The organism is Corallococcus sp. AB011P (assembly GCF_003611605.1).
GTDB classification, from domain to species: Bacteria; Myxococcota; Myxococcia; order Myxococcales; family Myxococcaceae; genus Corallococcus; species Corallococcus coralloides.
Genome location: NZ_RAVX01000002.1, coordinates 774,238 through 787,856 on the forward strand (window position 1 = coordinate 774,238; position 13,619 = coordinate 787,856).

11 protein-coding genes are annotated in these 13,619 nt (G+C 73.1%); 5 read left to right on the forward strand and 6 right to left on the reverse strand.

Translation table 11 applies throughout. The features are described from left to right. Positions 1–145: 145 nt before the first annotated feature. Both D7X30_RS08420 and D7X30_RS08425 read right to left on the reverse strand, forming a co-directional pair. Positions 146–2,521 carry an alpha-2-macroglobulin family protein gene (locus D7X30_RS08420; RefSeq protein WP_199724207.1) on the reverse strand — a complete coding sequence of 792 codons (2,376 nt, stop codon included), beginning with the start codon at positions 2,519–2,521 and terminating at the stop codon, positions 146–148. Next, on the reverse strand, positions 2,518–5,616 hold the full coding sequence (locus tag D7X30_RS08425) for an MG2 domain-containing protein (RefSeq protein WP_120562319.1): 3,099 nt from the start codon (positions 5,614–5,616) through the stop codon (positions 2,518–2,520). Before D7X30_RS08425 ends, D7X30_RS08420 begins: the two co-directional genes overlap by 4 nt. A 104-nt stretch (positions 5,617–5,720) precedes the next feature. Here D7X30_RS08425 and D7X30_RS08430 point away from each other — a divergent pair, with 104 nt between their 5' ends. Beyond that, on the forward strand, positions 5,721–6,908 hold the full coding sequence (locus tag D7X30_RS08430; protein WP_120562320.1) for a hypothetical protein: 1,188 nt from the start codon (positions 5,721–5,723) through the stop codon (positions 6,906–6,908). Positions 6,909–6,984: 76 nt separating this feature from the next. Here the strand turns inward: D7X30_RS08430 and D7X30_RS08435 are convergent, their stop codons facing one another. After that, positions 6,985–7,275 (reverse strand): hypothetical protein, encoded by a 291-nt coding sequence (locus tag D7X30_RS08435; RefSeq protein ID WP_120562321.1) that lies wholly within the window; start codon positions 7,273–7,275, stop codon positions 6,985–6,987. After that, positions 7,268–7,483, reverse strand: coding sequence for a hypothetical protein (locus D7X30_RS08440; RefSeq protein WP_233591454.1), 216 nt, complete (start codon positions 7,481–7,483; stop codon positions 7,268–7,270). Before D7X30_RS08440 ends, D7X30_RS08435 begins: the two co-directional genes overlap by 8 nt. A gap of 276 nt (positions 7,484–7,759) precedes the next feature. Between D7X30_RS08440 and D7X30_RS08445 the strand changes: the two genes are divergently transcribed. Then, positions 7,760–7,969, forward strand: a complete 210-nt coding sequence (locus tag D7X30_RS08445; protein ID WP_014393545.1) for a hypothetical protein — start codon at positions 7,760–7,762, stop codon at positions 7,967–7,969. A 33-nt stretch (positions 7,970–8,002) separates the two neighbouring features. Here the strand turns inward: D7X30_RS08445 and D7X30_RS08450 are convergent, their stop codons facing one another. Then, positions 8,003–8,908 carry an AEC family transporter gene (locus tag D7X30_RS08450; protein WP_120562323.1) on the reverse strand — a complete coding sequence of 302 codons (906 nt, stop codon included), beginning with the start codon at positions 8,906–8,908 and terminating at the stop codon, positions 8,003–8,005. A 184-nt stretch (positions 8,909–9,092) separates the two neighbouring features. On the opposite strand from D7X30_RS08450, the gene D7X30_RS08455 reads away from it, so the two are divergent. Next, a complete protein-coding gene (locus D7X30_RS08455; protein ID WP_120562324.1) occupies positions 9,093–10,346 on the forward strand; it encodes an MFS transporter in 1,254 nt (417 codons plus the stop codon). Positions 10,347–10,350: 4 nt separating this feature from the next. Here the strand turns inward: D7X30_RS08455 and traC are convergent, their stop codons facing one another. After that, a complete protein-coding gene (traC, locus tag D7X30_RS08460; protein ID WP_120562325.1) occupies positions 10,351–12,165 on the reverse strand; it encodes an outer membrane exchange accessory lipoprotein TraC in 1,815 nt (604 codons plus the stop codon). A 275-nt stretch (positions 12,166–12,440) separates the two neighbouring features. Between traC and D7X30_RS08465 the strand changes: the two genes are divergently transcribed. Both D7X30_RS08465 and D7X30_RS08470 read left to right on the forward strand, forming a co-directional pair. Continuing rightward, the gene (locus D7X30_RS08465; RefSeq protein ID WP_014393541.1) at positions 12,441–12,677 is read left to right on the forward strand and encodes a hypothetical protein; all 237 of its coding nucleotides are present in this window, start codon (positions 12,441–12,443) and stop codon (positions 12,675–12,677) included. Between the two features lie 110 nt (positions 12,678–12,787). Further along, complete coding sequence (locus tag D7X30_RS08470; RefSeq protein ID WP_120562326.1) at positions 12,788–13,579, forward strand: FRG domain-containing protein; 792 nt, start codon at positions 12,788–12,790, stop codon at positions 13,577–13,579. Positions 13,580–13,619 lie beyond the last annotated feature (40 nt).

Sequence of the window (13,619 nt, forward strand, 5' to 3'; positions counted from 1 at the left end):
GCAGCGATTGCACCGGGCGGGGGGCGCCCGGAGGAACGGGCCCCTGCCGCGCTTCCGGCGCGCATTCCACTCGCCCCCGAGGCCGGACGGAAGGGACCTGCACCGGCGCCGTGAGTGGAGAATGACCCCACGGCACCGGAGGGCGTCAGCGCACCGCCCAGGTGGTGGGCGGCAGTGACGCGGTGATGTCCGGCCGGCCAGGCACGCCCAGTCGCGCCGCGCCCGCCTGCAACGTCCCGGCGAGCGTGGGCAGCACGCGGAACTCCACCTGCACCGGCGCGCCCTGCTCCCTGGGAGAAAGGTCCAGGGACAACGCACCATCCTGCACATCCCAGGAGGTCACCTGTCCGGACGCCACGAGCGCGGCCAGGCTCGCGGGGTCCACCTGCACGCCAGCGGGCAGCTCCTGCTGGAAGCGCAGCGGCAACGAGGACGGAGCACCCACCTGGACGCGCACGTTCGTCAGCTGCCCCACGCGCGCCTCCTTCGGCCCCGTCACGGCCAGCTGCAGGCCGCCCTTCACCTCGCTCTTCCACGGCACCGCCGCGGACAGCGCCAGGGAGAAGCCCAGCCCCGGCACCGCGGGATCCGCGCGCACGGTCCACGTGTGCATGCCCGCCGAGCCCGGCGCCGCGGCCTCCAGCGCCAGCACCTCGCGCAAGGCCTTCGTGTCGTAGGTGCCCTCCGTGACGACCTGTCCGTCGCGCGCTACCGTCACGCGCACCTGGGCGGGCAGCGGGTCCTTGAAGAGGGCCAGCGCCGCGCGCAGCCCCACGCGGTTGGCCTGCCCATCCCCCCAGCCCAGGCCCGGCGTGTAGTGCGCGAGCAGCCAGGCGCCCAGGTCCGCGAGCGGCGCCTTCGCATCACCCTGGAGGGCAAGCACCGCCATCGCCGTGGCCTCCGCCTCCGAGGGCATCTCCCCGTCCGCGCGCACCGTGTCCGGATCCACCGGCAGCCACGCGGTGCCGTCCGCGCCGGACTTCAGCGCCTCGCGCACGCGGCTGCGCAGTGCGTCCGCCACGGCGCCCTCCGCGGCGCCCTCCGCCAACAGCACCGCCGCCGTATAGCCATCCTTCACCTGCGGCAGGTAGCGCTCGAAGACGCCCGACGCGCGCACGGTGAAGGCCGCCGCGCGCTGCTTGCCCTCCGGGGTGCCCTGCGCCGCGCGCACCGTGCGGGCACAGTTCGCCGTCGCCACCAGCAGCCGCTGGAGCGTCCAGCCGTCACCGCCCTGGCAGGTGCCGTCCGGCCGCTGGGCCTGGGCCACCTGCGCCACCAGCCGCTCCCCCAGCCGCGCGAGCACGGGGTTGTCCGGGTGGGCCAGCGCGCCCTCCGCGAGCCGCGTCGCCACCTCCACCGACGGCGCCCGCGCCGCGCGCAGCACCCGCTGCGTCGCCACCAACGACAGCGCCTTCAGCGCCGCGGGGTCCGCCGTCTCGCCCAGCGACTTCAAGAGCTCCGGAGCCTGGCCCGCGAGCAGCAGCGCGTACGCGTCCCCCGCCACGTCCACCGGCCGGCGCTCCACCGTCGCCAGCTCCGCGCGCACCATGCCCAGCGCGCCCGGGTACACCTGCAAGCGCACCCGCTCGCTGCCGGCCTGCGCGTCCGCGGGGCCCACCAGGGACAGCGTGCGCGGTGCGGCCAGTGAACCGCCGCGCGTCTGGACCACGGGCTGGCCGGTGGCCCACACGTCGAAGTCGCGCACCACCGCGTCCGTGTCCCCCAGCGAGGCACGCAGCGTCACCGGCCCCGCGCCTCCGGCCTTCACCGTCACCAGCTCCACCACGCTGCCGCGCGCGGGCACCCGCACCGTGCGCGCGCCGGATTCCACCTGCGCGCCCTTCACGTCCACCTTGAGCGCGGCCTCCACGGCCTTGTCGGTGGTGTTCACCACCTGCACCGGCAGGCGCACCGTGTCGCCCGCGCGAAGGAAGGGCGGCAGCACCGGATCCACGTACGTGGGCAGCGTGCCCGCGAAGGACGTCACGGCCCCCGCCTGCGCGCCGGAGCGCGAGTGCGCGAGCGCCAGCACCCGCCACTGCGTCAGCCGGTCCGGCACGCGCACCGGCACCGTCGCCACGCCGTTCGCGTCCGTCACCACCAGGGGCTCGAAGAGGAACGTCTCCGGGAACCACGCGCGGGTGGGCGCCGCCGTGCTCGCGCTGTTCCTGTCCTCGCTGACGCCCCCTTCCTCCTCCGGCTCCGGAGGCGCCGCCACCTCCATCACGGGCGCCGCGGCCATCGGAGGTTCGGCCCGTCCGCCGCCTCCTCGCGAACCGACGGACTCGTCGTCGTAGGAGTTCGACGAGCCGAAGCTCTTCATCGCCTTGCGCTTCAGGCCCTCATCGCCGGAGCCTGGCGCGGCGAAGGTGGGGTTCATGGAGTCCCCCGCGAGCGCGGCGGCGGACTGCCCCATGGTCTTGCGGATCACATCCCCCGCCGCCAGCGCGAGCGTCACCCCGCCCAGCACGAACCCCACCCCGAGGCCCACGACCCCGGACATCCACGAGCGCTGCTTCATGGCGCCTCCCGGGCGACCCACGCGCCCCAGTTCACGACGTCCTCCGGCAACCGCGTTCCATTCACCACCACCGCGCGCGGATCCGTGAGGGCCAGCAGGTCCTGCGGCAGCCGCGACAGGCGCAGCTTCCGGCCGAACGCATCCGTCACCTTCTGCCCGCGCTGCTCACAAGTGGCGAGCGACTCCGCCCACAGCCGCGCGAGCCCCGCGGGGTCCAACGTCTCACCCTCGGGCGCGGTCTCCTCCCACTTGCGCGTGCGCGCGTGCAGCTCCGTCAGCACCGCGTAGAAGGGCTCCGTCAGCTCCGCGTCCGGAGAGAAGGGGCTCGTGGCGCTCGCCGTCAGGGGCGGCTCCTCGTCCTCCAGCGAGGGCACCGCGTTCACGCGCAGGAGCGCCGCCGCGGCCGCGTTCGCGCCCCGGATGCGGCCCATGGCCAGCGCCTGGCCGTCCAGCACGCCGAAGGCCGGCGTGGCCACCGACGGAGCAGGCCGCAGCCCATCCAGCGCGTCCGCGCCCGGCAGCGGCGCCAGCTGGGACAACGTCTCGTCCACGCCGAAGAGGCCCACCGCCGCCTCGCCGTCCTTGCCGTCCACGCGCGTGTGGACCTGGAGATGCGCCAGCTCTCCGGGCGCGTACGCGGGCTTGTCCGGAGACACCTCCACCGACAGCGACGCGCGGGGCGCCACGTACACGCGCGCGGTCGCCGCCACGCCCTCCACCTGCGCCCAGCCCTCGAAGTCCTGGGGCAGCGTGAAGCGCGCGGAGCGCGTGGCCGGGTCCAGCTTCTCCTTGAGCCGCGTCGGCCCCGCCACCAGCTCCAGCGTCTTGGGCAGCTCACCCGTGAAGCCGGGGCCGCGCAGCAGCTCCACCTTCACGGGCTCGCCGGCCTTCGCCAGCACCGGCGTCACGCGGGCGCGCAGCGGCGGCAGGCGCGCGGGGCGCAGCACGAGCTTCGTCTCGCCCATGTCCTGGCCATCCCACTTCGCCCGGACCTTCAACTCGTAGCCCAGGAACGTGGTGGCCTGGGGCGGGCGGGGGATGCCGTTTCCGCCGTACGTGGGCTGCGCGATGAAGCGCACCACGCCCATGGCCTCCGACAGCCCCCGTCCCACCTGTTTCGAGGCCGGAGCGCGGATGCGCGCGAAGCGATCCTTCACGCACGCCAGCACCGCCGCCGGGAGCGCGTCATCCGGCGCGGGCTCCGCCACCCAGGACAGCGCCAGCTCCGGCTTGTCCGCCCACAGCCGCCACGTCAGCGCGCCAGGGATGGCCACGGCGCGGTCCAGCGTGGGAGGCAGGCACGAACGCGCATCCAGCGCGGCGAGCGTCAGCCCCTCGCTCACGCCCCGCTCGTCCCCGAAGGCGACCTGCGTGTTCCAGCGGAAGGAGGGCAGGCCCGGCTCCCTGACCTGGAAGCGAAGCTGGAGCATCCGCTCCGCGCGCGCCGGCAGTCCTTTCGCGCGCAGCGCCGACGCCATGCACGCCTCCAGCCCCTCCTCCGCGCCACCCACGTCCAGCACCTGCCCGGCCGCGCCCACCCGCACCGCGAACTCCGCCATGGCGGAGCCGGAGGCCGGAGAGACGAAGCGCGCGCAAGGGTGCAGCGCGGGCAGCAGCCGCTCCAGCGCGAGCTGATCCTCCAGCGACGCCTGTCCTCCCTGCGCGCCCAGCAGGTCCTTGGACGACACCAGCGACACGGACGGCGGACGCGGCTGCACGCGCACCGGCAGGGGCGGCACCACCACGTTCACCGCGGGGCCCGGATCCAACTGGAAGGCGGCCACGCCGTCCTCGTCCGCCACCGCGCTCACGCCCTTGTCGCGCGGGTCCCACGCGCGCGTCACCGTCACCTCCGCGCCCGGCAGCACCTGGCCCGACGCGGTGGTGGCGCGCAGGTAGACGCGGTTGTTGAAGCCCGCCACCAGCCCGTCCTCCAGCTCCGTCACGGAGGACACGGCCAGCGCGTCCTCGGACAGGAGGAGCGACACGCCACCGCGCACCGGCTCACCCGTGGGGTCCTTCGCCTCCAGGCTCGCGCTCAGCGTGGCCTGGCCGCGCAGGTCCTGGGGCACGCGCGGCAGCGTCACGCGGAAGCGGCCAGCGGCGTCCGTGCGCGCCTTCGTGGGCAGCTCGCCCCGGAGCCACTCCGTCGGAGGAGGCCATGCGCCCGCGTGGCTCCACGCCAGCGTCACGTCCGTGTCCGCCACCGGCGCGCCGGACGCGTACGACACCTGCCCCGTCACCTCCGGCGCGTCGTTGGCGCGCCAGAAGGGCCGGGGGCTCTTCGCCTCCATCCGCAGGCGCGGCAGCGTGAAGGGCTCCACCGTGAAGGCCGCGTCACCGGAGGCGCCACCGCTGGTCCACGACACCGTCCACGTGCCCGTGGGCGCGCCCCGGTCCAGCGGGAAGTCCCCCGCCACCACGCCCCAGTTGCCGGCGGGCGCGCGCTCCTCCAGCACCACCTCGCCGGAGGGGTCCGTCACCTTCCACGTCCCCGGCCGTCCATCGAGCGGCGACAGGTCCTTCGCGCGCAGCGCCACCGCGCGGAAGCGCACCCGGTGCCCGGGCTCGTAGAGGGGCCGGTCCGTCAGCACGCGAACCCGCGCGGGCGCGTACAGGGGCAGCGCCGAGTCCACCGTGCCGGTGCCCAGCGGCGTGGTGAGGCGCGCGCGAAGTTGGTAATCGCCGTCAGGCACCGCGGGCAGCGTCACTGGCGCCGACAGGGGACCGGAGCCTTCGCGCTCCCAACGGCCCTTGTCATCCAGCGGCAGCGGCGTCTCCTTGCCGGCCGCGTCCACCAGGAACAGCGCCGCCGTGCCCCGGCCCACGTAGGCCCGGAGTTCACGGCCCTTCGCGTCCATCCCGTGCGCCTCCGCCCAGACCGTCACCCGGCTGGAGCCCCCCCGCGCGAGCGCGCTGGAGGCCATGCTCACCGTCTGGCGGAACTCGCCGTCCGGACACGCGCGCACGTCCACGCCCTGGAACATCCAGGCGGACAGACACCGCCCGGAAACCATGAAGGCCAGGCCTCCCCCCACGAACAACAGCCCGAGCCCTCTGGCCACCCATCGCCGGCGCTGGATGCCACCTGTCATGCGTTTTCTCCCCGTCTTTCCACTGTACGCCGGAAAGCGTGGAGCCGGTCCCCACCTCCCCCCGTTGACGTATCCGTGGGGTGGCTGGGCTAGGGTGACGCGCCATGGCCGTGTCGAAGAACCGTCCCCCGCAGGATGCCCTGCCGCCCCGCCTGGATGCGCTGCTCGAAGCCTTGATGGACCGCGACTTCGCGACGCGGCTGCGCAAGGTCTACCAGGCGGCCGCGGTCGCCATCGACCGGCTGGGGCACCTGAGCATCGTGAAGTACGAGCCCGCCACCGCCGAACCCGACGACGCCGCGGACCTGTCGTTGTGGGAGACGATGGCGCCCGCCATCGGCGAGACGCTGACGGACGTCAACAAGCTGGTGGCCGCCATCCGCGACGCCTTCCCGCCGCCCGCGCGCCCCGCCGCGACCAATGACGGCGGCTGGGCCCCGCCGCCCGCGAGCTCCGACGAGCGCCTGTCGCAGGAAGCGGAGGCCGTGCTGCACGCCAGCGCGGAGCGCCTGTCCAAGCGCGTGCAGGAGCTGGGCGTGCAGATGCGCCGGCCGGAGGTGGTGAGCGACCGCTGGACGCTGATGTCGGAGCTGGCCGCGTCGCGCGCGGACTTCCGCAACCGCATCGGCGACCTCGTGTACCTCACCGCCGCGGCCTTCGCGGACGTGCGCCGCGAGGACGTGGTGCCCGGCTACGCGAACCAGGTGGGCGCGCGCGTGGCCCTGCGTGGCGCCGCGGCCGACCTGCGCCGCTCACTGCAAGGCCGGCTGGAGCGCGCCGCGAAGGCCACGGACGCCCAGCGGCCCGCGCTGGCGAGGCAGGCCGAGGAGAGCCTGGCCGCGTTCGTGTCCCTGCCCGCGTCGCTCGCGCTGAAGACGCCCACCAAGCGCGAAATCGTCGCGGCGCGAGGCCGGCTGCGCGAAGCGGGCACGCAGGCCGCGCTGGGACCGGACGTGCTGCCCGGACTGGTGGAGCCCTTCCTCGCGCTGCTGGAGGAGGCGATGGAGGAGCTGACCCGCATGTGGCTCACCGTGCACGACCGCGCGGTGTGGGCCGCGAGCGGTGTCCGGCTAGAGCAGGTGGAGATGCACCTGGAGCTGGGCTCTCCGGGCGCGGCGCGGGTCCTGGAGGAGGCGGTGACGGCGGCGGGCGCGCTGTCGGGCCGCTCGGCGCCCTTCGACGCCTTCCTGCGCAAGGGCCGTCAGGAGGCCTCGGCGGGGCTCAACGAGGCAGGAGCGCGAGACCTGCTCGCCCGCTTCCGCGAGCGGCTGGCCAGCCTGCCGTTCAGCTAGCGGGCCTCACGCCTCCACAGGGCCCCGGAGCACTGGGGCCCTGGAAGCGGACACGGCCCGTCGATTCACCGGAGCTTCAGGGCTTCGCGGGCGTGGCCGGCGCGGGCAGCGCGGGGGCGTCCTTCTTCGGAGGCAGGATGCGCAGCTCCTCGAAGCGCTCCGCCAGCGTCTGCGGCGTCAGCTCCTCCTGCCACTGCTTGGGGTTGGTGTTCCACCCGAAGTCGGCCGGCACCTTACCGCCGCCCTGGCTGGAGTAACCAATCATCTCCGGGAACTGCGCGGACCAACGGCCGCCCGGATCCGGCTCCTTGGTGACGTGCTGCCGGTTGGGAAGGATGAAGGGCTTGGGCTTGGGAGCATCACTCATGCAGCCAAGCCTCTCCGAAAGAGACCTCATTGGGTAGAGCCAAGCAGGGCTCCTGCCGCCTTCGCGCGTGGTTCTTGGGGGGCAGCACGCTCGGCCCCAGCTCGAACACCGCCGCGAAGTAACGCGCCTGCGACTCGCTGCCGTACCGGTAGCGCCGCACGCCCCCCGAGTGCGCCACCTCCACCCGCCAGCCCTTCCGGTCGCACATGACCTTCACTGTATTCCCTGCACCCATCCCGCACCTCCCCCGTCCCGTTGCTGTCCGAGGGGGTGCGCCATGAAATCCCCGTGCCAGCGTCCGCGAGGCCGCCCAAGAGGTTGCGGTGTCGGCGGGTGAGCAGTCGGAGATCGGCCGGTAACCTTTGCAGGCTGCCCTGGAGGGCCGTCTTCCGTGCCTGAAAGGTGGGGCAAGGCGCCATACCGGGTCCTCGCGGCGCGGAACCGGTCTGCTTGTGTCGGGCAGATCCTGCGTTAACTCAATGGCATGACCCAATTCGAGACCCAGAGCGGAGAGCGGTTCGCGGACTTCGATCTTCCCGAGGGCTGCATGATGTGTGGCGGCGCGGTCTCCATCCGGGCCACGCCAGCCGGTGCCCACGGCTATTGCCCGCACTGCCATGTGCTGTCGCGCCCGCAGATGCGCGTGAAGCCCAATGGCGTCGAGCTCTCCTTCGAGACCACGGCGCTCGCCTGAAACGAATCGCCTGACGCCCGTGCCGCGCGGGCGTCAGTGCACCAGGGACAGGAGCAGCGGCGCGGTGGCGAACGACAGCGGAATGCCCACGCCCACCATCAGCACCGCCAGGTCCGCGTCCAGGTCGTGCTCGGCGGCGAGGATGGCCGCCGTCACCATGGGCGCCATGGCGATTTGCAGCACCGTGGCCTGCTTCACCACCAGCGCCAGCCCGGGCATGAGCATCAGCAGGCCCAGCACCGCCAGCGGCGCGAGCACCAGCTTGTAGGACAGCCCCAGCGCGAGCGCCGGCACACGCGGCCAGAGCCCCTTCAGCCGCAGCTGGAAGCCCACGACGAACAGCGCCAGCGGCGTGAGCAGGTCACCCAGCCGCTGCAGCACGGACTCCAGCCAGTCCGGGAAGGCGAAGGGGCGCAGGAGCAGCGCCAGCACCAGCGCCTGGAACGGGACGAACACCAGCACCTTGCGCACGAGCGAGCGGACGGACAGCCCCACCTGGGCGCTGGCCCTCGCAGCCGTCAGCGTGGCGAGCGTCGCCAGCACCAGGAACGAGCCCAGCTGATCCGCCACCACCGCCACCGGCACACCCGAGGGCCCCAGGAGCGCGGCGGCCATGGGCAGGCCCACGAAGGCCGTATTGCCCAGCCCCGCGGTGAGGATGAGCGCCGTCACCGACTCGCGTGACAGCCCCAGCCGGGGCCCGAGCAGGCGAAGGAAGAGCACCGCCCCCACGAAGAGCAGCCACGGCGCCGCGGCGGCCACCACCAGCCCGGGCGCGAACTCCAGCCGGTGCATGGCGCGCAGCACCAGCGCCGGCAGGGACACGTTGAGGAGGAAGACGTTGAACGCGGGCGCCGTCCCTTCGGGGAACCGGCCGCTGCGTCGCGCCAGCACGCCCAATACGAGGCACACCCCCAGGAGTCCGATGACCTGCCCCATGCCCGCCTTGCGTCCCGCCTTCCCGCGTGTGGATTGGCGCGGCAACCTGGAGGAGCCCGCCAGCGATGTCCAGCGCCATGAAGGCGCGCACGGGGAAGTCGCGTTTCGCGCGCGGCCGGAATCGGCGCATGCTGGCGGGCACCCGCGGTCAGTCCCTCTTCTCCACGTCCGTCGGGCAAACGCCATGAATCCCGTTGCCACGGTGTTGAGAGCGCTGGGCGGGGGTGGCCTGCCACGGACGTATTGGGTCCTGTGGGTGGGCACCTTCGTGAACCGGCTGGGGTCCTTCATCGCGCCGTTCCTGGCGCTCTACCTCACGCGCGAGCGCGGCTTCAACGTGGAGCAGGCGGGCATCATCGTGGCGCTCAACGGCGCGGGCGCGGTGCTGGCGGCGCCGCTGGGGGGCATGCTCGCGGACCGGGTGGGCCGGCGGCTGACGCTCGCGGGGGGCCTGTGGCTGGGGTCGGGGGCCATGCTGCTCATCGGCCACTCGGAGAGGCCGGCAAGCATCGCGGTGGCGGCCTTCCTCCTGGGCATCCTGGGAGATTTGTACCGGCCGGCGGTGTCCGCGGCGGTGGCGGACCTGGTGCCGCCCCGGGACCGGGCGCGCGCGTACGGGTTGCTCTACTGGGTCATCAACCTGGGCTTCGCCATCGCGCTGCCGCTGGCGGGCCTGCTCGCGGGGCTGGGCTACCGGCTGCTCTTCATCGCGGACGCGGTGACCACGTTCCTCTACGGCTGCTGCGTCTGGGCGTTCGTGCCGGAGACGCGGCCCCCGGAGGCCCAAGCGGCGCACGCGTCCCACTCCCCGCTGGGGGCGATGCTGACGCCCTTCCGCGACAGCGTGTACCTGGCCTTCTGCCTGCCGGTGTTCGCGCTGGCCCTGCTCTTCCACCAGAGCTTCCTGAGCCTGCCGGTGACGCTGACCCAGCAGGGCCTGACGCCCGCCCAGTACGGGCTGGTGATGTCCGTCAACGGAGTGCTCATCGTCGCGCTCCAGCCGTTCGTCGTGCGAGGCGTGGGCCGGGTGCGCCGCTCCACCGCGCTGGCGGTGGCGGCCGTGCTCACCGCCGTGGGCTTCGGGCTGCACGCGCTGCCGGCCACCGTGCCGCTCTCGATGGCGGCCGTGGCGGTGTGGACGCTGGGGGAAATCGTCCACTCGCCGGTGGCGCCGTCGGTGGTGGCGGACCTGGCGCCGGCGGAGCTGCGCGGCAGCTACCAGGGCGCGTACCACATGATGTGGGGCCTGGCGTCCAGCGTCGCCCCCGCGCTGGGCGGAGCGATGCTGGGCCACGTGGGTGCCGCCGCGCTGTGGGCCGGCTGCTTCTGCGTGGGCCTGGCCGCCGCCGTGTGGCACCTGACCATCGCGGGAGCGCGCAGGCGCCGGGTGGAGACACTGCGGCTGGAGCGCCCGGAGATGAGCGCCAGCCTGGACTGAGAGGCTACTGCCCGACGCCCAGCAGGGCCTCCGGCCGGGTGAGGCCGCGCGCGCGGGCGACGGGCTGGAGGATGTCCTGCGGCGGCGCGTCCGCGGTGAGCAGCAGCGCGCGCACGGCGGTCTCCACCACGTCCTCCGCGCCGGGGCGCACCATGCCGCGCCGGGCGTCCTCCACGCGCTTGCCGCGGTACAGGTCGAAGCGCTCCTTCACGTGCTTCGCCACGTCCGCCACGGCCTTGTCGCCCGCGTCCACGCGCATCTCCAGCTCGTTGCGCAGCTGCACGGGGTCCGCGAGCACGCCGTAGCGGTCATAGCCCTTGTGCGCCAGGTCCTCGTGCAGCACCGCGTAGTCCCGCGTGTTGGGCGCGGGCACCTGCTGGGGCGTCAGCAGGTCGCGCATCACCGACGTCACGGTGGCCGTCACGGTGAGCCGGTGCAGCTGCACGTCGTAGACGAAGTCCGAATACATGGGCTCCTCCACGGTGATGGGCTCGCGGAAGACGGAGTCGCGGTTGCGCTGCACCTCGGTGCGCTGGGTCTCCGCCTTGTCCAGCGCCACCTGCACGGCCACCTCCAGCACGCGCGCCGCCTTGGCCTTCATCGTCATCAGGCCCTCGTCCTGGGTGCACTGGCCGGAGCAGCGCTCCGGGTCGCACTCGCTGGGCACCTTGCCCGGGCTCTTCGCGTCGCGGGCCTCCTCGCCGCACTCCTGGATGGCCGCGCGGCACTCGCGCTTCTCCCGCTCACGGCAGCGCTCGGCGACGTCGCGCAGCGTGCCCAGCTCCAACTGGGCCTTGAGGTACTCGCGCAGCACGGCGGCCTGCTTGCGCTCCACGCCCTCCAGGGTGCGCTCCGCCTCCAGCAGCTTCTTCTCGTTGTCGCCGCGCTTGGGGTTGGGCACGGAGCGGTTGCCCGCGAGGTAGCGCTGGCTGCGCTGCGAATCCTCCACCGCCTTGAGCGGCAGCACGCGCTCCAGGGACAGGTCCAGCTTCACGCCCACGCGGCCCGGGGGCGCCTCCGTCACGACCTTCAGGGGCAGCTTCGTGGGGAGCGCCGAGGCCAGCCGTCCCGCGCTCAACCGCTGGGCGACGTCGGGGGCCTGGGCGTTGTCCTCCACGGGCGTGGCGACCACCAGGAAGGCCACCTCGTCGCGCAGCCGCTGCCGCACGGACTCCGCGCGCTCCCGGGCGGCGGTGGCGCCCACGCGCTCCTGGTCCGCGCGCACGTAGGCCACGAGCGCGTTGCCCAGCTTGCCGGCCTTCTCCAGCGTCTCCGCGCTGGCGAAGAAGCGCCTGGCCCACGCCACCTGCACGGCGTCCACGCCCTTGCGAGCGTTCACGTGGTCCGGCGACACGGCCAGCACCGCGTCCAGCTCCGCGCGGGCATCCTGGAGCTTCTCCTCCTTGAGCAGCCCCAGGGCCACCTGGACGCGCGCATCCAGCGTCTGGGCGAGCAGCGCGCGGGCCCCATCATGGTCGGGGTTCAACTCCAGCACGCGCACCAGCAGCTTGGTGGCGGACGGCAGGTCTCCGGAGGAATGGGCGGCGCCGGCCTCCTGGTACACCTCCTCGCCCCACTCCCTGCGCACCGCGCGCAGCTTCACGGTGATCTCGGAGGCCTCCGGATCCGCGGCCAGGGCGCGCAGGTAGGCGGCTTCGGCCTCCGCCCAGTGGCGCTCCTTCACGGCGCCGTCGCCCTCGCGCACCGCGCGGGAGAAGGCGGAACAGCCACTGAGCAGCACGAGCGACAGCAGGGCCAGGGCGCTCAGCCAGCGGGAGGAATCGCGGGGGGGTCGGGCGGGGGAGCTCACGCGCCACATTCTCGCGGGAAAGCGCTCCGGGCGTGAAGATTCCGACGGCCCGCCCGGCTGGTTGCTCCGCGTGAAGGCAGACATCCTGGCGGGACGGGCCAGGGACGCCCGACGTCATTAGGCTGTTGTGCCTTTTGAATGTGTCACACCCACACGGTCTTCTGCTGGCAGCGATGAGGCGGGGTGCAGGCGTTCAGTGTCCGGGCGACGGATGGCCGGGAATGACGCGACGCACCAGTCAGTAGAGGGAATCAGCACCCACGAGGGGGGCTAGAGAGAATCCAATGCCTTGTCCACAGCCGCGTCCCACCAAGTTCCACCTCCCGCTGCGGGCCGATACGTTCTCCATCGAGGAGCACCGCAACGTCCACTGCCGCTTCTACGGCGGCTGCATCGACGTGGCGGTCCGTCAGGACTGGGAGAGCTTCACCTGCGCCAAGTGCCCGCTGTTCCAGCAGGACAAGGCGCCGGGTGCCAGCTCGTTTGCCTTCACGCAGCCCGCGAACTTCGGGCAGCCGTAGGGTGTCTTTGTTTCAATCCCTGTGATTGAGCCGGCCGGGCGTCCTGGACGCCCGGCCCCTGCGTTCCGGGAGGACAGGGCCCACCTTGTCAGGCGGCGAGGGGGCAGCGGATGCAGGAGCGTCGGGTCACATCCTGGTTGGAGTTGCAGGACCTGGTGTTCGCGGGCTCATGGAACGAGCCGCTGGGCCGGTTCCGCACGAGCTTCGTGTTCCGGGGCGTGCCGGACGCGACGTTGGATTTGACGGCGACGCTCAACCGCCAGGGAGCCTTCGTGCGGTTGGAGCGGGACCTGCTGCGGGCCTTCCGCAAGTACGCGCGAGGCGTGCCGGGCACGGAGCGGCTGACGTCCATCTGGGACTGGCTGGCGCTGGCGCAGCATCACGGGATGCCGACGCGGCTGTTGGATTGGACGTTCAGTCCCTACGTGGCGCTGCACTTCATGACGGAGCGCATGGACCTGCTGGAGCAGGACGGCGCGGTCTGGTGCGTGGACTATCACCAGACGAACCAGCAGTTGCCCCGGCCGCTGCGTGAGCAGTTGCGGTTGGAGGGGGCGGACGTGTTCACGGCGGAGATGCTGGCGACGGTGGCGGGGGACCTGGCGACGTTCGACGGGCTGGGGGAGCATCCGTTCGTGTTGTTCTTCGAGCCGCCGTCGCTGGATGCGCGCATCGTGAACCAGTTCGCGCTGTTCTCGGTGATGAACGGGCCGGGGCTGAGCCTGAACGAGTTCCTGGGGCACCAGCACCAGGGCGTGCGCAGGCTGGTGGTGCCGGCGCAGCTCAAGTGGGAAATCAGGGACAAGCTCGACCAGGCCAACATCACCGAGCGGGTCCTCTTCCCCGGCCTGGACGGCCTCAGCCGCTGGCTGCGCCGCTACTACGCTCCGCGTCCCCGGTAGGAGCAGGAACCCGTGGCTCCGGTGCGGGCGGTGGGGCCGG